Consider the following 19,913-nt stretch of genomic DNA (forward strand, 5'->3'; position numbering starts at 1 on the left):
CGGTCCGGCCCCGGGCACGCCCTACCCTGGGGGCGTGTCCTTCTTCGGCGATCTGCGCACCGTCCTGCGGGGCCCCCGCTTCCGGCGGCTCTTCGCGACCCGGCTGGTCTCGCAGTTCTCCGACGGGGTCTACCAGGCGGGCCTGGCCGGCTTCGTCTTCTTCAACCCCGAGCAGCACACGAGCGCGGCCGCGGTGGCGGCCGCCTTCGCGGTGCTGCTCCTGCCGTTCTCGGTGGTGGCGCCGTTCGCCGGAGTGCTCATAGACCGGTGGCCGCGCCGCCAGGTCCTGCTGCTGTCCGCCCTGGCCAAGGCCGTGCTGACGGTGGTCTGCGCGGTGCTCGTGGCCGGGGGCGAGGGGCCGGCCTTCTTCGTGGCGGCGCTGCTGGTGCTGAGCGTCAACCGCTTCTTCCTCTCCGGGCTGTCGGCGGGCCTGCCGTACGTGGTGCCGCGCGAGCAGCTGATGATGGCCAACGCCGTCACCCCCACGTGCGGGACCGTGGCCAGCTCGCTGGGCACCGGCGTGGGCCTGGGCCTGGGCGTGCTGGCCGGGACCGGGCCGCTGAGCACCGGGATGATCCTGGCGGCGGCCGCAGCGGGGTTCGCCGCCGCCGGCCTGGTCTCGCTCTCCCTGGGGTACCGGGAGCTGGGGCCGCACCTGGAGCGCGAGCCCGAGGAGGTCCGGGCCGCGGTCGGCGGCGTCGTGCGCGGGATGGTGGCCGGGATCCGGCACATCCGGTCGCGTCCGCCCGCCCGGGACGCCCTGGGCACCATCGGGCTGCACCGGGTGCTGTTCGGCATCTCCTCGCTGATGACGCTGCTGCTGTACAACAACACGTTCACCGGCGGCGGGGTGGCGGGCCTGGCCGGGTTCTCCGTGTCCGCCGGGGTGCTGGCGCTCGGGTTCTTCCTGGGTGCGGTCGCCACGCCGTCGGCGACCGGGCGGATGACGCCGGGGGCGTGGATCGGGCTCCAGCTGCTGGTGCTGGCCGTGGTGCTGGCGGTGTTCGCGCTGCCCTTCTCGGCCGCCCTGTTCCCCGTGGCGGCGTTCGTGCTGGGGTTCGTGTCCCAGGGGGTGAAGGTCACCGTCGACACGCAGGTTCAGCGACATGTCGACGACGCCTTCCGCGGGCGCGTGTTCTCGGTGTACGACGTGCTGTTCAACGCGACGTTCGTCCTGGGCGCGGCGCTGGCCGCCGCCCTGGTGCCGCCCTCGGGGCTGGGGACCCCGGTGCTGGTCGGGATGGTGGCCGTGTACCTGGCCGCCGGGCTGGGCTGGACGCTGCGGGAGCGGCGCCGGGCGGCCGTGCTCCCCGGGCCGCCGGCCCAGGAGCCCGCGGCCTGAGAACGGGGTCCGGGCGCCGCCCGCGCCCGGGGCGGGAGCGGCCGGGGCCTCAGGCGCTCCGGGGGCCCGGGGCGACACGGCCCTTCGTCGACGTGTCGACCTGTTCCCGTGTCGTCCGGTAGACGGACAGGCCGCGGGCCCGGTAGTTGGAGAGCGCGTGCTCGCCGTCCAGGGAGCAGGTGTGCAGCCAGACACGGCGGGTGGGCTCGCGGCCCGCGAGCCGGTCGGGCAGGTCCCAGGCGCGCTCCAGGGCGAGGGTGAGCATGCGGCCGCCCAGGCCGCGGCCGAGGAACCCGGGCAGCAGCCCGAAGTAGACGATCTCGACGGCGCCGCCGTCCTGGGCCTCCAGCTCGGTGTACCCGGCGGGGGCCCCGTCGAGGTAGAGCACCCAGGTCTCCAGTCCGGGGCGGGCCGTCCACGCGCTCCAGTCCCGCTCGGTCCAGGCCAGCCGGTCGGTCCACTGCCAGGCGCCGCCGACCCGCTCGTAGAGGAACCGGTTGAACGCGGGACTGGGGACCCCGACCCGGACGAACCGCACGTCGCCCCGCGGCTCCCGGGCGGGGCGCAGGCTCCGGGGGTCGGTCGTCTCCAGGTACCAGGTGGTCAGGCTCATCGGGACAGTGTCACGCCCGGTCCGCGGACCCGCAATGACGGGCGTCACCACGGAACCGCCCCCGGTCTTCCCCCCGGGGCGGTCCGGAGCGGACGCCGCGGGGCGGCGGGCGGCGTAGGGTGCCGGAGTGGGCGGCACGCGGGACGCGGGCCGCCTCCCCCGTCCCGGCCGATCCCCTGGTTCCGGGCCCCGGGGCGGCTTGTCGACATGTCCCTACAGCGATTGATCTTTCCGTGACCATTACGTCACTTGCTGTAGTGTCCGGGCAGGGATTTTCGTGATGACGGAGAGATGGTGTGCCATGAACGGTGGGCTGGGGACCGGCAACCCCTCCAGCGCGTTCGGCCGGCGCGGGGTGGCCAAGCGGATCGAGGCCGTCGCCGGGCACCTGCCCGCACGCGGCGACAGACTGCTCGACGTGGGGTGCGGTGACGGGACCTACACGGTCGAGCTGGCCGGGGGGTACGTGCGGGTCGACGCCATCGACCTGGAGCCGCAGCGGCTGGACGCCTTCACCGAGCGCATCGCCGGGACCCCCCTGGAGGACCGCATCGGCGTCCACAAGATGTCGGCGGACTCGTTGGCCTTCGACCCCAACACCTTCGACCGGGTCACCGCCTTCGAGGCGGTGGAGCACATCGAGGACCTGGAGGGGTCGCTGGCGGAGATCCACCGGGTGCTCAAGCCGGGGGGCGCGCTCTCGCTCACCACGCCCAACCGGTGGTTCCCCTTCGAGACCCACGGGGTGCTGTGGGGGCAGCGCCGCCGGTCGGGGCTGACCGCGCCGTTCCTGCCGTGGGTGCGGCCCCTGCACGAGCGGATGTCCGACGCCCGCGTGTTCACCACCCAGGAGCTCGGTCGGCTGCTGCGCGGGGCCGGCCTGCGGGTACGCGCGATCGACTACCTCATGCCGCCCCTGGACCGTCGCCCCCGCCCCCTCCAGAACCTGTCGGACGGGCTGGAGGGGACGCCGCTGCGCGTGTTCGGGATGGCCGTGGCGGTCACGGCGGTCAAGCCCGCCCGCTGAGCCGCCGGGCCCGGCCGGTCCGCCGGCCGGGCGGGGCCCGTGCGGCTCCGGCCCGGCCGACGGCTCAGGACAGGTGCTCGGCGGCCCAGGCGCGCAGCGCCTCGGTCGCGGCGTCCTTCTCCATCGGGCCGTTCTCCAGGCGCAGTTCCAGCAGGTAGCGGTAGGCCTTGCCGATCTCCGGGCCCGGCTTGACGCCGAGGATCTCCTGGATCTCGTTGCCGTCCAGGTCGGGCCGGATGCGGTCCAGCTCCTCCTGCTCGGCCAGCACGGCGATGCGCTTCTCGATGTCGTCGTAGGAGCGGGCCAGCGCCGCGGCCTTGCGCCGGTTGCGGGTGGTGCAGTCGGCGCGTGTGAGGATGTGCAGCCGCTCCAGCAGGGGGCCCGCGTCGCGGGCGTAGCGGCGCACCGCCGAGTCGGTCCACTCCCCCTTGCCGTACCCGTGGAAGCGCAGGTGCAGCGCGACCAGGGACGACACGTCGGAGACGACGTCCTTGGGGAAGCGCAGCGCGGTGAGGCGCTTGCGGGTCATCGACGCGCCCACCACCTCGTGGTGGTGGAACGTCACCCGTCCGGCGCCCTCGAAGGCGCGCGTCTTGGGCTTGCCGACGTCGTGCAGCAGCGCCGCCAGGCGCAGCACCAGGTCGGGCCCGTGGCCGCGCGCGCCCTCCAGCTCGATGGCCTGGTCCAGGACGGTCAGCGAGTGCTCGTAGACGTCCTTGTGCCGGTGGTGCTCGTCGATCTCCAGGCGCAGTTTGGGGAGTTCGGGAAGCACGTAGGGGGCGATGCCCAGGTCGACCATCAGCCCCAGGCCGCGGCGCGGGTCCGGGCTGAGCAGGAGCTTGGTCAGCTCGTCGCGGACGCGCTCGGCGGACACGATGCCCAGCCGGTCGGCCATGTCCCGGGCCGCCTCGGCGACCTCGGGGGCGAGCTCGAAGCCGAGCTGGGCGGCGAACCGCACCGCGCGCATGATGCGCAGCGGGTCGTCGCTGAAGGAGTCCTCCGGCCGGCCGGGGGTGCGCAGCACGCCGGCCCGCAGGTCGGCGAGGCCGCCGAAGGGGTCGACGAACTCGCCCATGGGCAGGCGCACCGCCATGGCGTTCACCGTGAAGTCGCGGCGCAGCAGGTCGTCCTCGATCTCCGTGCCGTAGGCCACCTCGGGCTTGCGGGACTTGGGAGAGTACGACTCGCTCCGGTAGGTGGTGATCTCCAGCTGGAGGTTCTTCTTGCGCAGGCCGACGGTGCCGAAGTCGATGCCGACGGTCCACACGGACTCGGCCCACCCGTCGACCAGCTCCAGCACCCGCTGGGGCACCGCGTCGGTGGTGAGGTCGATGTCGTGCGAGGGCCTGCCGAGGAGCGCGTCCCGCACCGGGCCGCCGACCAGGGCCAGCTCCCGGCCGTGCTCGGCGAACCGCCCGCCGAGCTCGTCGGAGACGGGGCGGGCCGATTCGACCAGCGCGACTATCGCGGACAGCTGCGCGGGGGTCGGCGCACCGGCCGCGGTCGGCATGGCGTCGTTCTCACTCGAAGGCTCTGTGTTCGGCACACAACGCAGGTTAGGCGGCCCCGCGGGCAAACCGCGAATCGTTCACGGGGGCGGCCCGGGGCGCCGTGCGGGTATCGGGACGGGCGCCCCGTACGGTGGACACGCACGTTCGGCGGGCGTCCTCCCCGGCGCGACACGTCGCACGGAGGTCCTCGCCAGAACCGGGGTGCGGGGGAGACGGTATCTTCGGGTGCAGTGGTGGAGCGCGACGGTCTTCTCCGCGTCCACCCGACCCGCGAACGCCGTGCGGGCGCCCCGACCGTCCCCGCCCCTTGCCGATCCGCGGCGGGACGGCCACCTGGACCCGAATCAGGAAACCGGTCAAGCGTTGCGTCGATTCACCTCCGTGCCGGTGGTCATGGCCCTGGCCACCGCGCTGCTTCCGTTCCCGGCCATGTCCGTGCAGGCCCCGGCACCGTCCGAGCCCGCCGAGGACACCGAGCCGCTCGTCGTCGAGCGCATCACGCCGGACGCCCTCGACGAGGACGCCACCCTCCGCGTCTCGGGCGAGGTGGTCAACACCACGTCGGACAGCCTGCGCGACGTCACCGTCCGCATGCGCTATTCGAGCCACCCCTTCACCGACCGCGCGGCCATGGACGCGTTCGGCTCCGACGGCGACTGGCAGCCGGACGCGCCGGGCCCCGACGACGAGATCACCGCGGAGCTGCCGCCCGGCACCAGCCAGACCTACACGCTGAGCGTGCCCGCCGAGGACCTGAACCTGGGCTCCTACGGGGTCTACCCGCTGGTGGTCGAGGCGGTCGACGGCGACGGGAGGGTGATCGGCACCCAGTACACCTTCCTGCCCTACGTGGGCGACGGGGAGGACACGCCCTCGGTCGACATCGCCTGGGTGTGGCCGCTGATGGCCGCGCCCCAGCGCGCGGACGACGACACGTTCCTGGGCGACGGGCTGGCGGCGTCCGTCACCGAGGACGGGCGCCTGGCGCGGCTGCTGGCCGCGGGGGCGCAGGCCCCGCTGTCCTTCGACCCCGGCGACGAGGACCTCGTCGAGCTGCTCGGCCTGGACGCCGACCCCTCGGAGTCACCGGACGGGGCCACCGACGAGGAGACCGCCGGCACCCTGCCCGGGGACGGCGCCTCGGAGGAGGACGACGCGGAGGAGGACGGCGGGGACGCGGAGGAGGACGGGGCCGGGGACGGCGCCTCCGAGGAGCCCGCGCCGGTCCGCACCGAGGGGGTGCCCGTCACCTGGGCCGTCGACCCCGGCACCCTGGACGACGTCCTGCGCATGGCCGCCGAGGAGCACAACGTCCTCACCGACCCCCTGGCGGTGCCGGCCGAGGCCGACCCGGTCCGTGAGGCCGCGGAGGCGAACCCGGCCGCGCAGGTGTGGCTGCGCGAGGCCCGCCGGGTGCTGGCCATGGACACGGTCGTTGCCACCCCCTACGCCTCCCCGGACCTGGCCTCGCTGCTGCGCAACGAGATGGACGGCGACGCCCGGGCGTCGGTCGGCATCGGCCGGGAGGCCATGGAGCGCGCGCTGGGCATGCCCGCCGACGAGCGCTTCGCGCTGCCCGCCGGCGGCCTGATGGACGAGGCCGTCTACGGGCTGCTCGCGGAGCAGGGCGCCGACCGCTTCCTGCTCTCGGAGGACGCGCTGCCCACCGCGAGCTGGTTCCGGACCACCCCCACCGCGCCGGCGCCGCTGCCGGCCGTGGAGGGCGCCGGGGAGGACCCGGTGGCGCTGGTGGCCGACGAGGGCATCACGGACGTGCTGTCCCTGCCCACCGACACCCCGGGCGGTACCGCGCTGGCGATGCAGCGGTTCGCCGCCGAGACCGCGATGATCGCCGGGGAGAACGCCGGGGGCGACCGGGTCGTGGTGGCCTCCCCCGAGCCCGGCTGGGACCCGTCCCGGGAGTTCGCCGAGGGCGTGCTGGCCGCGAGCGAGGACCTGCCCTGGCTGTCCCCGGAGCGGCTGGAGGACATCGAGCTCCCCGCCGCCGAGGACCGCGAGGACATCCGCGGCCGGCTCACCTACCCCGAGGAGGTGGCCGAGTCCGAGCTCGGCTCCACCTACCTGGGCCTGGTCGAGGACGTCAGCCGTGACGTGCGCATGTTCAACAGCGTCCTGGTCGAGGACTCCGACCCCTTCCGCCCGGCGCTGGTGCGCCTGGAGTCCGTGCACTGGCGCGAGGAGGAGGCGCTGGCGGGCGCCACCCGCGCCCTCGTCACGGAGAAGGTGGACCAGAGCCTGGCCGACGTGCGGATCATCCCGGGCGAGGACGTCACCCTGGCCAGCCGGACCGGGATCACCGGCATCCTGGTCGCCAACGACCTGGAGGACCAGGCCGTCTACGTGCACCTGTCGGTGTACTCGGAGAACGCCGAGCGGCTGAGCATCGGCGAGTACAACACCCACTTCGAGATCGCCCCCGGGGCCAAGACCACGGTGTACGTGCCGCTGTCCGCCCGGATCAACGGACGCACGGTGGTGCACGCGAGCCTGCACAACTCGGCCGGCGAGCCGATCAACAGCCAGGCCGTGCAGCTGCCGGTGAACGCCACCGGCCTGGGCACCCAGGCACTGCTCATCAGCGGTGTGGGGGCGCTGATCCTCATCGCCGCGCTGGCGCCCCGCGCGCTGCGCAAGTGGGTGGTGCGCCGTACCCGCGCCGCGGCGGAAACGGAGCAGGCCGCCGCCGGGACCGGACCCGCACAGGGCGGGGACGCCCCGGAGCCCGGGGACGCCGCGCGGGGAGCGCAGGAGACCGGGGAGGGCGCCGCCGCGGCGTCCGAGGACCCGGCGCCGCCCGCCTCCCCCCCGCACTCCGCGGACTCCGCGGAATCCGGGAACGGGTCCGCGGACGCCGACGCGTCCCCCCGCGAGGGCGGCGCGGAGTCCGGGAACGACACCACGACGGCCACCGGGGACGCCCCGTCCCCGCGCGGCGAAGGGGCGTGAGCCCCCGACCCCGTCGACACGGCTCCCTACCGACAGGACGCCGTGTCGACACATCCGCACGTCGCCGTGTCGACGCGCCCCGCGCGCCCGGACACGGCCCGACCGGGCGGCGGGCCAGCGCCCGCGCCCGGTCCTCCCCAGTCGGACGAAAGGAAGCCTGATCCACGGTGGTCACCGACTCCCCGAACGATGGCGGAAAGCACCGCCGTCGTTCCCCCCGCCCCGAAGGCCCCCTCCCGGGTGAGAACCCGATCCGCCCCTCCGGCGGCCCCGTCCCCTCCTTCGAGGAGGGCGAGCTGCCCGAGCCCGCCGTGCCCGGCGCCCCCGCGTCCCCCGAGGAGGCCTCCCGGGCCTCCGGCGAGGGCGGCTCCGGGGACGGCTCCGGATCCGCCCCGGCGCAGGGCGGCGGCATGATGCGCTCCAGCGCGATCATGGCGGTGGGCACCATGGCCTCCCGGATCACCGGCTTCGTCCGCACCATCGTGCTCGGCGCCGCCATCGGCACCCACCTGCTCGGTGACGCCTACCACACGGCCCACACGATCCCGTTCATCCTCAACGACCTGCTCATCGGCGGCCTGATGGCCAGCGTCGTCGTGCCGTTCCTGGTCAAGCGCCGCAAGCGCGACGCCGACGGCGGCAAGGCCACCGAGGACCGGCTCTTCACCACGACGTTCGTGGCGCTGTTCCTGCTCACCGCGGCGGCGATCGCGGCGGCCGAGTTCCTGATCTGGCTGTACGGCTCCCGGTTCACCGGCCCGCAGTTCGACGCCTCGGTGTTCCTGGCGCGGTACCTGCTGTCGCAGATCTTCTTCGTGGGGCTGAGCGGCCTGCTCACCGCCATGCTCAACACGCGCGGGTACTTCGGCGCCGGGGTGTGGGCCCCGGTGCTCAACAACCTGGTGATCATGTCCGTCTCGGGCCTGTTCCTGTGGATCGCCGGGCCCGGCCGGACGCCGGACACCGTCACCGAGGGCCAGCTGACCCTGCTGGGCGCGGGCACCGCGGCCGGCATGGCCCTCCAGGCGCTGGTCCTGTTCGTCGCGCTGTCCCGCACCGGCTACCGCTGGCGGCCGCGCATGGACCTGCGCGGCTCCGGGCTGGGCGAGGCCGTCAAGACGGCCGGCTGGATGATGCTGTACACCCTGCTCACGCAGGCCGGCCTGTGGATCACCACCAACATCGCCAACGCCGCCAACGTCACCGCCATCGCGGAGGGGCGCTCCGTCGGCGCGGGCATCACCGCGTACAACCTCGCCTACCAGCTGTTCCAGCTGCCCTACGCGATCATCGCGGTCTCCCTCATCACGGTGCTGCTGCCCCGGATGAGCGCGCACGCCGACGACCGCGACTGGGACGCCGTCCGCTCGGACTTCTCCCGCACCCTGCGGATCTCCGCGTTCGTGCTCGTCCCGATGGCGTTCGCGATCGCCCTGTTCGCGGAGCCCCTGTCGATCCTGGCGTTCGCCCGCGGGTCGATCTCGGCGGCCGACGCGGCCAACATCGGCCAGATCCTCATGGTGATGTCGCTGGGGCTGGTGCCGTTCACCGTGTTCCAGCTGATGCTGCGCGTGTTCTTCGCCATGGGCGACACCCGCACGCCGGCGCTGATCGCCATCGCCAACCTGGCGGTCCACAGCGCCCTGGCGCTGACGTCCTACCTGCTCCTGCCCCCGGAGCGGGTCGTCGTGGGCGTGGCCGCGGGCTTCATGTTCTCGTTCCTGAGCGGACTGGTGATCGCCGGCCTGGTGCTCAGCCGCCGCATCGGGGGACTTGACGGAAAGCACATCATTGGCACATTGTTGCGCCTGCACCTGGCCGTCGTCCCGAGCGTCGCGGCCGGTTTCGGCGTGCTCTGGGCCTTCGACACCTACGTCGGTCCCGGCCTGCTCACCTATCTCGGCGCCCCCGTGGCCGGGTGCCTTCTCGGCGCGTTGTTCTTCCTCGTGGCGGCACGGCTGCTGCGGGTCCCCGAATTGAGCGCGGCGGTGGAACTGATCCGCGGCCGCCTGCGTCGCTGATGCCGTACCGACGCCTCCGGCCCTGACCTCCGCCGGGAGAACGACCACGCTCGACGAGACAAGGACTGAGGACACGGTGTCCAGCGAAGACCCCCGCGAGCCGGATTCCGGATCCGGGCCGCCCGGGCCCGCCGCCGGCGGGCGGCCCCGCCGCCAGATGGTGATGCCCGAGGACGTCCTGGACGCCTACGAGCGCGAGGAGCCGGCGACCGAGCCCGAGACCGGGCTCACCACGCGCCGCGACCCGAGCGACATCGGCGACCTGGGCACCGCGGACCGCGCCGGTATGGAGGACGGCGACGAGATCGGGGGCAGCAGCCACACCGCCCCCGGCAACCTCGCCAAGTCCAGCGCGATCATGGCCCTGGGCACCGTGTTCTCCCGCGTCACCGGTTTCGTCCGCACCATCGTGCTGGCGGCGGCGATCGGCACCCAGCTGCTGGGCGACGCCTACCAGGTGGCGGGCATGGTCCCGTACATGGTCTACGACCTGCTCATCGGCGGTCTGCTGGCCAGCGTGTTCGTGCCGTTCCTGGTCAAGCGGCGCAGGCTGGACACCGACGGCGGCGACAAGACGGAGCAGCGGCTCGTCACGCTGATGCTGGTGGCGCTGCTGGCGATCACCGCCGTCTCGATGCTGCTGTCGGAGTGGTTCATCCGCATCTACGCGGGCGAGTTCACCGGCGCGCAGTTCGAGGTGTCGGTGGTCATGGCGCGCTACCTGGTCACCCAGATCTTCTTCATCGGGGCCAGCGGCCTGGCCAGCGCGATGCTCAACGCGCGCGGGAGGTTCGGGGCGCCGATGTGGGCGCCGGTGCTGAACAACGTGGTGATCATCGGCATCGGCCTGTGGTTCCTGAACATCGCCGGGCCCGGGCGCACCCCGGACACGGTGACCTCCGGCGAGCTGATGCTGCTGGGCCTGGGCACCGCGGCCGGGCAGGTCGTCCAGGCGCTGGTGCTGGTGTGGGCGCTGGCCGCGGCCGGCTTCCGCTGGAGGCCGCGGCTGGACCTGCGGGGCGCCGGGCTGGGCGAGGCGGCCCAGGCGGCCTCGTGGATGATGCTGTACATCGTGGTGGCGCAGCTGGGCGCCCTCGTCTCGACCAACGTCGCCTCCCGCGCGGGCACGCGCGCGGCCGAGCTGGGCTTCGAGTCGGGTTCGGGCATCGCGGCCTACAAGTTCGCGTCGATGCTCTTCCAGCTCCCGTACGCGATCATCGCGGTCTCGGTGATCACCGCCCTGCTCCCGCGGATGAGCGAGCACGTGGCGGCCGGGCGCAAGGACCAGGTGCGCAGCGACTTCTCGCGGGGCATGCGGCTGTCGTCGGTGCTGATCGTGCCGATCTCGGTGGCGATGATCGTCTTCGCCGTCCCCTTCTGCGTGATGATCTACGCGCAGGGCAGCACGAGTGCGGAGGACGCCGCTGCCATCGGCCGCATCCTCATGGTGTTCTGCGTGATGCTGATCCCGTTCACGCTGTTCCAGCTCCAGATGCGCGTGTTCTACGCGCTCGGCGACACCCGCACCCCGGCGCTGGTGTCGATCCCCTCCGAGTTCGCGCACGCCGTCACGGCGATCGCGCTGCTGTTCGTGGTGCCGCCGCAGCACGTGGTGGTCCTGCTGCCGATCCCGTACGGGCTGTACTACGTCGTGGGGTCGGTCATCATGTGGTACATGCTGCACAAGCGGCTCAACGGCCTGGACGGGAGGCACACCGCGGCCACGCTGTTCAAGCTGCACCTGGCCACGGTGCCCGCGGCCGTGTTCGGCATCGCCATGATCTACGTGTTCCAGGGGCTGCCCGGGGCGTTCTGGCCCGGATTCGCTTCGATGGTCCTCGGCGGACTCGTGGGTGGCGTACTGTTCGTGGTCAGTGCCAAGTTCCTCAATGTGACCGAAGTCACATCATTCCTCGAATTGCTCAAGACCCGACTACGACGTCGCTGATCACCATGAATGGACGAGTTGGGCGGTCCCGAACCGCTACGTCCAGGAAGGTGAACCGACACCCGATGTCCTCCGAAGATGCTGCTCAGGCGTCCTAGCATGGACAGGCATCGCTTGACCGCCACCGCATTGTTCATCCGAGCTGCCCGAAGGGAGGCTGGGGACAGCCCACAGAGCCCGCACCCCCCGCGCACACGCCCGCGCCGGCCCGAGAGGGACCGCGCCGCGGCGTAACGTGCGGGGCGAGGGCACTGGCACCCGTCACTCCCATCATGAGCACCTTCCTGATCGAGCCCGGGGCGAAGCTGGCCAACCGGTACCGCCTTGACCAGGTGGTGAGCGAGACCGGCGGGGCGACCCGCTGGAAGGCCACCGACGAGACCCTCGCACGGCCCGTCGCCGTGTGGACCTTCGCCGAAGGCTTCCCCCGCACATCCGACGTGGTCCGCGCCGCCCGCGCCACCAGCCGCATTCCCGACGCGCGCGTCACCCAGGTCTTCGACGCCGACGACACCTCCCCCATCCCCTACGTGGTCGAGGAGTGGGTGGTCGGCTCCTCGCTGGCCGACCTGCTGGCCCAGGGCCCCCTGGAGCCCGAGCGCGCCGCGGGCCTGGTCGCCGAGGCCGCGGAGGCCATCGCCGCCGCGCACACCGGCGGCCTCTACCACCTGTGCCTCACCCCGGGCAAGCTCATGTGGAGCAGCGGCGGAGCGGTCAAGGTCACCGGTATCGGGGTGGACGCCGCCCTCCTGGGGATCAACGTCGCCGACCCCGGCGCGGCCGACGCCCAGGGCCTGGGCAACCTGCTGTACGCGGCCCTGACCGGCACCTGGCCCGGCGGCCCGCAGAGCGGCCTGCCCCCGGCCCCGCAGGGCCCCGCCGGCCCCTACCCCGCCAACCAGATCCGCCAGGGCGTCGGCGAGCCCCTGGCCTCGATCACCACCCGCGCCGCCCTGCCCCACCTGGTGGGCCAGGTCGTGCCCGGACCCGCGATCACCTCCCCCGGCGAGTTCTGCGCGGCCATGGCCGACGTGCCGCGGCTCATCCCGCTGCCCGTCGCCCCCGCCGAGGCCACGCCGCCGCCCGAGCCCGGGACCTCCCGGCGCACCGGCGAGTTCGGCTCCACCGGCCCGCGCCGCTCCCCCCGCAACACGAACGCGGGCGGCAACGGCACGGGGACCGGCCCGCGCTCCTCCGCCCGCGCCGAGCGGCCCCCCTCCCGCATGGACCGCCGCGTCGCCGAGCGCAGGACCTCACCGCAGCGCATCCTCATCGGCGTGCTCGCCGTGGTCCTCTTCGCGGCCGTGGTCACCGGGGCCTGGGTCTTCGGCGCCTCCATCCGCGGCGAGGAGGCCGACCCCGGCGCCGACGGCGGCGAGCAGCAGGGCGGCGGCGAGGAGACCGTCGCGGCCGCGCCGCTCGACATCGGCGGCGTCACGGGCTACGACCCCCTGGGCGACGGCTCCGAGCACGACGACAACGCCGGCCGCGCCATCGACGGCGACACCGGCGGCGAGCCCTGGAACACCGAGGGCTACAACGACCCGATGGGCATGACCAAGGCCGGTGTGGGGCTCCTCATCGACCTCGGCTCCTCCCAGGAGGTCCACGGGCTCAACCTGCACGTCCCCGCGAACCAGTACGGCGTCGAGATCCGCGTCGGCGACGAGGCCCCCACGTCGGCGGGCGACATCTCCGCCGTGGACGCGGCGCTGCCGGTCGCGTGGTCGGGCAGCGCGTCCGGCGCGACCGAGATCACCCTCGACGAGCCCGCCACCGGCCGCTACGTCGTCGTCTGGTTCACGGAGCTGCCCAACGACGGCGGCAAGTACCGTGGGAGCATCTACGAGGTAGAGGTACTCGGCGTCTAGTTGTGGGGATATGTGATCGGCACTGATGGACGCGGTCCAAGAGCTTCCTGACCGGGAACTGCTCACCAGGCACACCCAGGGGGACGATCAGGCGTTCGCGGTGCTCGTACGCCGCCACCGCGATCGCCTCTGGGCCGTCGCCGTGCGCATGATGGGCGACCCGGAGGAGGCCTCCGACGCGCTCCAGGACGCCTTCCTCTCCGCGTTCCGCTCCGCCGACCGCTTCCGCGGCGAGTCCCAGGTCACCACCTGGCTGCACCGCATCGTCGTCAACGCCTGCCACGACCGGCTGCGCCGCCGCAAGGTCCGCCCGGCCACCCCCACCGAGGACGACACCCTGGACGTGCTCTCCAACGAGCGTCTGGGCCGCAGCGGGGGCACCCCCGACCACGCCTCCCAGACCGAGGCCCGGCTGGACGTCCACGCCGCCCTGGAGACCCTCCCCCTGGACCAGCGCATGGCCCTCACCCTCGTCGACATGCTCGGCTACCGGGTGGAGGAGGCCGCGCAGATCCTCGACGTCGCCAGCGGCACCGTCAAGAGCAGGTGTGCGCGAGGTCGCGCCAAACTTCTTCCGTCTCTGGCCCACCTGAGGAACCCTCGTCCCCCCCGAGACGTCACAACTGGGAGAGGAGGTGCCGACCCATCGTGACGTCCCACCCTGACGTGGAGGCACTCGCGTTCTTCGCCGAGGCGCTGTTGGAGCCCGCCGAGGAGCGCACCGTCGCCCACCACATAGAGACCTGCGCGACCTGCGCCGCGACCCTGGACGAACTCACCGCCGTGAGCGGTGTGCTCGCGGGCGCGCCGCCGGTCCCGCCCATGCCGCGGGACGTCGCCGACCTCCTCGACCGGCGCATCGACGAGGCGGTGCGCGAGCGCGCCGCGGGCTCCGCCGCCCCGCCCGACGCCCCCGTGGTCCCGATCACGCGTGCGCGCGGGGGCGGCTCCCGGCGCGGGTTCAACGGCATGAACCTGCCGCGGCTCATGATGGTGGCCGCCGCGGGCGCCGTCGTCCTGGGCGGCGGCGGGGCCGTGCTCAACACCGTGCTCTCCTCCCAGCAGCAGGAGGAGGCGGGCAGCGCCTCCGCCCCGATGATGCAGGACGAGGACGCCGAGTACGGCGAGCCCGAGGCCATCCAGCCGTACAAGGCCGAGGCCGTGTCCAGCGGGACCGAGTACACCTCCGAGGGGCTGGCCGACCAGGCCGCCGGGGTGCTCGCCGCGCCCCCGGCCCCGGACGGGGACCACTCCCCCGCGGCGGCCGAGGAGTGCGCGACCGTGTTCGCCGAGCGGCAGGGCGTACGGGTCGCCCTGGTCGACGACGCCACGTTCGACGGCGCACCCGCCATGGTGCTGTTCGCACCCGCCGGGGACGACACCGCCGAGGTGTACGTGGTCGACCCCGCCGACTGCGGCGGCGTGCTCGCCCGGGAGACCGTCACCGGGCCCTGACCGCACCGTTCCGGGACATACCCCACCCCGGTAAGCAGGGCGGATGTCCCCTTGGGAATCAGGTGCGCCTACCATCGGTTGTGCTATACCGACTCTCCCCAGAGGTCACCCTTCCGTGGCCGGGGCATCTGATCGTGCGAAGGGCCTACGAGCGTGAGTGACGTCCGCAATGTCATCATCATCGGTTCCGGACCGGCGGGGTACACCGCCGCCGTCTACGCGGCCCGGGCCGAACTGAAGCCCCTGGTGTTCGAGGGCTCCATCACCGCGGGCGGCGCCCTCATGAACACCACCGACGTCGAGAACTTCCCCGGCTTCCCCGACGGCATCATGGGCCCGGACCTCATGGACAACCTGCGCAAGCAGGCCGAGCGGTTCGGCGCCGAGCTGGTGCCCGAGGACGTCACCTCCGTCGAGCTGACCAAGCCCGTCAAGGAGGTCACCGCCGGGGGCGAGACCTTCCTCGCGCACACGGTCATCCTCGCCACCGGCTCCGGCTACCGCGAGCTGGGCGTCCCGGGCGAGAAGGAGCTGTCCGGCCGCGGCACCTCCTGGTGCGCCACCTGCGACGGCTTCTTCTTCCGCGACCAGGACATCGCGGTCGTCGGCGGCGGCGACACCGCCATGGAGGAGGCGCTCTTCCTCACCCGCTTCGCCAAGTCCGTCACCGTGGTCCACCGCCGGGGCGAGCTGCGCGCCAGCCGCATCATGGCCGAGCGCGCCTTCGCCAACGAGAAGATCTCGTTCGTCTGGGACACCGAGGTGGTCGAGGTCCTGGGAGCCGACCGGGTGAGCGGGCTGAAGGTCCGCAACAACAAGACCGGCGAGGACAGCACCCTCGACGTCACCGGCGTGTTCGTCGCCATCGGCCACGACCCGCGGGTGGACCTCATCCGCGACCAGGTCGAGCTGGACGGCGAGGGGTACGTCCGGGTGGACTCCCCCTCCACCCGCACCAACCTCGAAGGCGTGTTCGCCGCGGGCGACGTCGTCGACCACAGCTACCGCCAGGCCATCACCGCCGCAGGCACCGGCTGCTCCGCCGCGCTCGACGCCGAGCGCTTCCTCGCCGGGATCGGCAACTAGCAGCCGTCCGGGGCCGGCCGCCCGAGACGGCCGGCCCGCCGCAACCGCCCGAACAAGGAGAACCATGTCCGCGGTCAAGACCGTCACCGACGCCACCTTCGAGGACGAGGTCCTCAAGAGCGACAAGCCCGTGCTCGTGGACTTCTGGGCCGACTGGTGCGGCCCCTGCAAGCAGATGGCGCCGGTCCTGGACAAGTTCGCCGAGGAGCACGGCGAGAAGATCCAGGTCGTCAAGATCAACACCGACCAGAACCCCGAGACCCCCCGGGCCTACGACGTGCTGGCCCTGCCCACCTTCAAGGTGTACAAGGGCGGCGAGGTCGTCAAGGACATCCGCGGCGCGCGCCCCAAGCGCAAGCTGGAGGAGGACCTGGCCGAGTTCCTGTAACGGTACGCACGGAAGGCCCCCAGATCGTCTCTGGGGGCCTTCCGCCGCTTCCGGGGAGAACCGCGTGCACCCTCCCCCGCCGGGCCGCCCAGGGGGACCTGGGCGGCTCGCGGTGTTTCACGTGAAACACCTAGGCGCGGGCGGCGCCCATCTGCTCGATGATGCGCTCCAGGTCCTCGACCGAGGCGAACTCCACCACGATCTTGCCCTTGCGCTTGCCCACGTCCACCTTGACCGTGGTGTCCAGCCGGTCCGCCAGCGCGGTCGCCCACTCCTCGACGTGCGGCGGCGTGACGGCCCGCATCGAGGCGCGGCGGGCCTTCTCCGCCTTCTCGACGTCGTGGCCCTTCTTCCGCAGCGCGACGATCTCCTCCAGGGAGCGGACGGACAGCCCCTCCTGGACGACGCGCTCGGCGAAGCGCTCCATCTCCTCCGCGCCCTCCAGGCTCAGCAGCGCCCGGGCGTGCCCGGCGCTGATCACGCCCGACGCCACCCGGTTGTGCAGGGACGCCGGCAGCTGGAGCAGGCGCAGCGTGTTGGTGACGTGCGTCCTGGACTTGCCCACCCGCTGGGCCAGCTCCTCCTGGGTGGTGTCGAAGTCCTCCAGCATCTGGCGGTAGGCGGCCGCCTCCTCCAGCGGGTTCAGCTGCTGGCGCTGGAGGTTCTCCAGGAGCGCCTCGCGCAGCAGCTCCTCGTCCTTGGTCATCCGGACCAGCGCCGGGATGGCCTTCCGCTCCGCCAGCCCGCTGGCCCGGAAGCGGCGCTCCCCCATGATGAGCTCGTAGGGGTGGGTCTCCCCCGGCGGCAGCTCGCGCACGACCACCGGCTGGAGGACGCCCACCTCGACGATGGAGTCGCGCAGCTCCTCCAGCGCGTCGTCGTCGAAGTGCTTGCGCGGCTGCTTGGGGTTGGGCCGGATGTCGGTGAGCGCGATCTCCTTCAGGTACGTGCCGTCCGGAATGGTCACCGGCACCCGGGGTTCGGGTGCCACGTTCACCACTGGGGGGGCGGCGGCCTCGGACACCGAGGGAGCCGCCGCCGGCCCCGACGGGATGAGCGCCCCCAACCCCTTGCCCAGCCCGCGCGGTCGCTGACTCACCGGTACTTCCCTCCACACTTCTCGGTTCACGCCCGGCGGGGGCCGGGACCACGTTCGCGGCTAGCGCTTCGCCCGGTGGGCGATCTCCCGGGCCGCGTCCAGGTAGGCGACGGCACCCGTCGAGGACGGGTCGTACGTCATCACCGACTGGCCGTAGCTCGGCGCCTCGGAGACGCGGACGCTCCGCGGGATGACCGTCTCCAGGACGGTGTCCTCGAAGTGCGAGCGCACCTCGTCGGCCACCTGCTGGGAGAGGCGGGTGCGGCCGTCGTACATCGTCAGCAGGATGGTGCTGACCGCCAGGCCGGGGTTGAGGTGGGACTGCACCAGTTCCACGTTCCGCAGCAGCTGGCCCAGGCCCTCCAGGGCGTAGTACTCGCACTGGATCGGGATCATGACCTCGTCGCAGGCCACCATCGCGTTGACCGTGAGGAGGCCGAGCGAGGGCGGGCAGTCGATGAGGATGTAGTCGAGGTCGGAGGTGTCGTACGCCGCGAACGCGCGCTTGAGGCGCGCCTCGCGGGCCACCAGGGAGACCAGCTCGATCTCCGCGCCGGCCAGGTCGATGGTCGCCGGGGCGCACCACAGGTTGGGGATGTCCGGAACCGGCTGCGCCAGCTTGCGGATCTCCTCGTCCTCGACCAGGCAGTGGTAGATCGAGCGGGTCTGGTTGTCGCGCTCCATGCTCAGGGCGGTGGAGGCGTTGCCCTGCGGGTCGAGGTCCACGACCAGTACCCGCTGGCCGTGCATCGCCAGGGCGGCGGCGATGTTGACCGTCGTGGTGGTCTTGCCGACCCCGCCCTTCTGGTTGGCGACGCCGATCACCCGGCAGGACGCGGGTCGGGGCCAGACCTCATCGCGTCCGCGGGAGGCCATGGCGGCCTGGGCGGCACGGGCGAGGGGGGTTTCGTAGGGCTCGGATGTTTCACGTGAAACATCGAGCAGGTCTCCGTAGGCCGATGTTTCACGTGAAACATCGGGATCATTGTGGGGCACGAATGAGTTCACCTCTTCCGTCCGCGCTTCTTCTTGCCGCCCCGCGCCTTCGACGGGGGCGAACCACCGTCGGATGTCACCGTGACGCGAACGACCGTGGTAGCGGGATCGACTTTACCCCGGCCCACCCGGATCACATCGCTAACGTTGGGCCGCAGTTTTGAAACGTCTTGCTCCGCGGCGGCCAGCTCGACCTCCGCCTGCTCTCCCTTGAGCGCCAGCAGGCTGCCGCCCTTGCGCAGCAGCGGCAGCGCCCAGCCGGCCAGGCGCGGCAGCGGGGCGACCGCCCGGGCGGTGACGAAGTCGGTAAGGAGGTCGCCGTGCGCCTCCTCCGCCCTCCCCCGCCGCACCTCGACGTTGGGCAGTTCCAGGATCTCCACGGCCTCGTCCAGGAAGACCGTCCGCCGCAGCAGCGGTTCCAGCAGGACCATCCGGATGTCCGGCCGGAGCAGGCCCAGCACGAGCCCGGGCAGGCCGGCACCGGAACCGATGTCCACGATCTCCGCCCCCTCGGGGAGGAGTTCCTCGACCACCGCGCAGTTGATGATGTGCCGCTCCCACAGACGGGGAACCTCACGCGGTCCGATCAGCCCGCGCCGCACACCGTCGTCGGCCAGCAGTTCGGCGTAGCGCCGCGCCTTCGGCAGGGAGTCGCCGAAGATCTCCGCCGCCCCGACGGGGGGCTCGGGCAATACGGCACCGGGCTCCTCAGCGCCCGCGGTCATCGGTCACCACCGTCCATCTTCACTTCCCAGGGTTCGTAGCCGCACCCGACGGATGCACACAGAGGGGGAGGACCCCCACCGATCCTACGCGGGCGACCGCGATGATGTTTCACGTGAAACTTGGCGGAGGCGATGTTTCACGTGAAACACGGCACCCCGGCCGGGGCGGCCGACCACCACCGGGCGGCGGACCGCGACCCCGGCCACAGTCCGGGGCCGGATAGGGGTTGCTGCCGTAGTGGTCGTGCTCCCGGCCGGGGTGCCGGGCTGGTATTCGGGGTTGGACCGGGGGTCTGTGCCGTAGTGGTCGTGCTCCAGTCCGGGGCGCCGGGCCGTTGTCCGGGGTTGGACCGGGGTCTGCGCCGTAATGGCTTTTCACCCGACCGGAGCGCCCGGCCCCTGCCGGTCGGCGGACCGCGGCCCCGGCCACAGCCGGAGGGAGTCGCTCCCACCCCAAGTTGTGGGGGTGAGAGCTCGACCGGAGTTCTCCGAAAGCTCAGCCACTTGGAAACGGCGGCCAGCGGAGCGTGGACCTGGCCCCGGCGCGGTCGGGGTGCGGTAGAGCGGCGGGCCGGTGCGTTGGGCGCGCGTCCGCGGTGGTGGGGGTGTGTTCCGGGGCTGGGTCGAGCGAGGCGATCCCAGCCCGGCCGCCTGGATCGGGAGGAATGCCCCCTGCAAGGGACCAGGCGCGCGACAAGCGGCCCGTACGTAGAGCCCACCCATGCCCTCCTCAACGCAATGGGGGGTTGAGCGTGCGCTGTCTTGGGGCCCCGGGCACAGCCCGTGGGCATTGATCGGCACCCCGACTCCAGGGGGTTGGGGAGGGCGTACTCGGCTCCGCGGACCCATGGGGGTGAAGGCCGC

The 19,913-nt window shown here is 72.7% G+C and carries 15 protein-coding genes; 10 read left to right on the plus strand and 5 right to left on the minus strand.

Annotation, left to right across the window (positions count from 1 at the left end; all coding sequences use genetic code 11):
- Window positions 1-34 precede the first annotated feature (34 nt).
- Complete coding sequence (locus BUE45_RS22220) at window positions 35-1,342, plus strand: MFS transporter (protein WP_073381326.1); 1,308 nt, start codon at window positions 35-37, stop codon at window positions 1,340-1,342.
- A gap of 49 nt (window positions 1,343-1,391) precedes the next feature.
- On the opposite strand, the gene BUE45_RS22225 is transcribed toward BUE45_RS22220, so the two are convergent.
- On the minus strand, window positions 1,392-1,955 hold the full coding sequence (locus BUE45_RS22225; RefSeq protein ID WP_073381327.1) for a GNAT family N-acetyltransferase: 564 nt from the start codon (window positions 1,953-1,955) through the stop codon (window positions 1,392-1,394).
- A 301-nt stretch (window positions 1,956-2,256) separates the two neighbouring features.
- On the opposite strand from BUE45_RS22225, the gene BUE45_RS22230 reads away from it, so the two are divergent.
- Window positions 2,257-2,982, plus strand: coding sequence for a class I SAM-dependent methyltransferase (locus BUE45_RS22230; RefSeq protein WP_073381328.1), 726 nt, complete (start codon window positions 2,257-2,259; stop codon window positions 2,980-2,982).
- Window positions 2,983-3,046: 64 nt separating this feature from the next.
- Here the strand turns inward: BUE45_RS22230 and BUE45_RS22235 are convergent, their stop codons facing one another.
- Window positions 3,047-4,528: a CCA tRNA nucleotidyltransferase gene (locus BUE45_RS22235; protein ID WP_073381329.1), complete on the minus strand. Its 1,482-nt coding sequence runs from the start codon at window positions 4,526-4,528 to the stop codon at window positions 3,047-3,049.
- A 358-nt stretch (window positions 4,529-4,886) separates the two neighbouring features.
- Between BUE45_RS22235 and BUE45_RS32670 the strand changes: the two genes are divergently transcribed.
- The 8 genes from BUE45_RS32670 to trxA all read left to right on the plus strand — a co-directional run bounded on the left by BUE45_RS32670 (window position 4,887) and on the right by trxA (window position 16,229).
- A complete protein-coding gene (locus BUE45_RS32670) occupies window positions 4,887-7,460 on the plus strand; it encodes a DUF6049 family protein (RefSeq protein ID WP_084737642.1) in 2,574 nt (857 codons plus the stop codon).
- Between the two features lie 167 nt (window positions 7,461-7,627).
- Complete coding sequence (gene murJ / locus BUE45_RS22245; protein WP_073381331.1) at window positions 7,628-9,481, plus strand: murein biosynthesis integral membrane protein MurJ; 1,854 nt, start codon at window positions 7,628-7,630, stop codon at window positions 9,479-9,481.
- A 157-nt stretch (window positions 9,482-9,638) separates the two neighbouring features.
- Entirely contained in the window at window positions 9,639-11,429 is a 1,791-nt protein-coding gene (gene murJ / locus BUE45_RS22250) for a murein biosynthesis integral membrane protein MurJ (protein ID WP_073381350.1), read from the plus strand.
- A gap of 272 nt (window positions 11,430-11,701) precedes the next feature.
- Window positions 11,702-13,300: a protein kinase family protein gene (locus BUE45_RS22255; RefSeq protein ID WP_073381332.1), complete on the plus strand. Its 1,599-nt coding sequence runs from the start codon at window positions 11,702-11,704 to the stop codon at window positions 13,298-13,300.
- A gap of 25 nt (window positions 13,301-13,325) precedes the next feature.
- The gene (sigM, locus tag BUE45_RS22260; protein WP_073381333.1) at window positions 13,326-13,952 is read left to right on the plus strand and encodes an RNA polymerase sigma factor SigM; all 627 of its coding nucleotides are present in this window, start codon (window positions 13,326-13,328) and stop codon (window positions 13,950-13,952) included.
- Window positions 13,949-14,755, plus strand: coding sequence for an anti-sigma factor family protein (locus tag BUE45_RS22265; RefSeq protein WP_245833409.1), 807 nt, complete (start codon window positions 13,949-13,951; stop codon window positions 14,753-14,755). The genes sigM and BUE45_RS22265 overlap by 4 nt, the downstream gene beginning before the upstream one ends.
- A gap of 153 nt (window positions 14,756-14,908) precedes the next feature.
- Window positions 14,909-15,841: a thioredoxin-disulfide reductase gene (gene trxB, locus BUE45_RS22270; RefSeq protein ID WP_073381335.1), complete on the plus strand. Its 933-nt coding sequence runs from the start codon at window positions 14,909-14,911 to the stop codon at window positions 15,839-15,841.
- Window positions 15,842-15,905: 64 nt separating this feature from the next.
- Window positions 15,906-16,229, plus strand: a complete 324-nt coding sequence (gene trxA, locus BUE45_RS22275; protein WP_073381336.1) for a thioredoxin — start codon at window positions 15,906-15,908, stop codon at window positions 16,227-16,229.
- A gap of 130 nt (window positions 16,230-16,359) precedes the next feature.
- Here trxA and BUE45_RS22280 read toward each other — a convergent pair whose 3' ends face one another.
- From BUE45_RS22280 to rsmG, 3 genes are all read right to left on the minus strand, one after another.
- On the minus strand, window positions 16,360-17,328 hold the full coding sequence (locus tag BUE45_RS22280) for a ParB/RepB/Spo0J family partition protein (RefSeq protein ID WP_073381337.1): 969 nt from the start codon (window positions 17,326-17,328) through the stop codon (window positions 16,360-16,362).
- 60 nt (window positions 17,329-17,388) lie between these two features.
- The gene (locus BUE45_RS22285; RefSeq protein ID WP_178378615.1) at window positions 17,389-18,204 is read right to left on the minus strand and encodes a ParA family protein; all 816 of its coding nucleotides are present in this window, start codon (window positions 18,202-18,204) and stop codon (window positions 17,389-17,391) included.
- Between the two features lie 128 nt (window positions 18,205-18,332).
- Entirely contained in the window at window positions 18,333-19,049 is a 717-nt protein-coding gene (gene rsmG, locus BUE45_RS22290) for a 16S rRNA (guanine(527)-N(7))-methyltransferase RsmG (RefSeq protein WP_073381339.1), read from the minus strand.
- Window positions 19,050-19,913: the final 864 nt, after the last annotated feature.

It is taken from the genome of Nocardiopsis flavescens (assembly GCF_900141985.1).
In the GTDB taxonomy this organism is placed as follows: Bacteria; Actinomycetota; Actinomycetes; order Streptosporangiales; family Streptosporangiaceae; genus Nocardiopsis; species Nocardiopsis flavescens.

Excerpts from the sequence above, each read along its gene's own strand:
- trxA (WP_073381336.1), top strand. The coding sequence starts at position 15,906 with ATGTCCGCGGTCAAGACCGTCACCGACGCCACCTTCGAGGACGAGGTC.
- murJ (WP_073381350.1), top strand. The coding sequence starts at position 9,639 with ATGGTGATGCCCGAGGACGTCCTGGACGCCTACGAGCGCGAGGAGCCG.
- BUE45_RS22285 (WP_178378615.1), bottom strand. The coding sequence starts at position 18,204 with ATGGCCTCCCGCGGACGCGATGAGGTCTGGCCCCGACCCGCGTCCTGC.
- BUE45_RS22255 (WP_073381332.1), top strand. The coding sequence starts at position 11,702 with ATGAGCACCTTCCTGATCGAGCCCGGGGCGAAGCTGGCCAACCGGTAC.
- BUE45_RS32670 (WP_084737642.1), top strand. The coding sequence starts at position 4,887 with ATGGCCCTGGCCACCGCGCTGCTTCCGTTCCCGGCCATGTCCGTGCAG.
- sigM (WP_073381333.1), top strand. The coding sequence starts at position 13,326 with ATGGACGCGGTCCAAGAGCTTCCTGACCGGGAACTGCTCACCAGGCAC.
- BUE45_RS22225 (WP_073381327.1), bottom strand. The coding sequence starts at position 1,955 with ATGAGCCTGACCACCTGGTACCTGGAGACGACCGACCCCCGGAGCCTG.
- BUE45_RS22230 (WP_073381328.1), top strand. The coding sequence starts at position 2,257 with ATGAACGGTGGGCTGGGGACCGGCAACCCCTCCAGCGCGTTCGGCCGG.
- rsmG (WP_073381339.1), bottom strand. The coding sequence starts at position 19,049 with ATGACCGCGGGCGCTGAGGAGCCCGGTGCCGTATTGCCCGAGCCCCCC.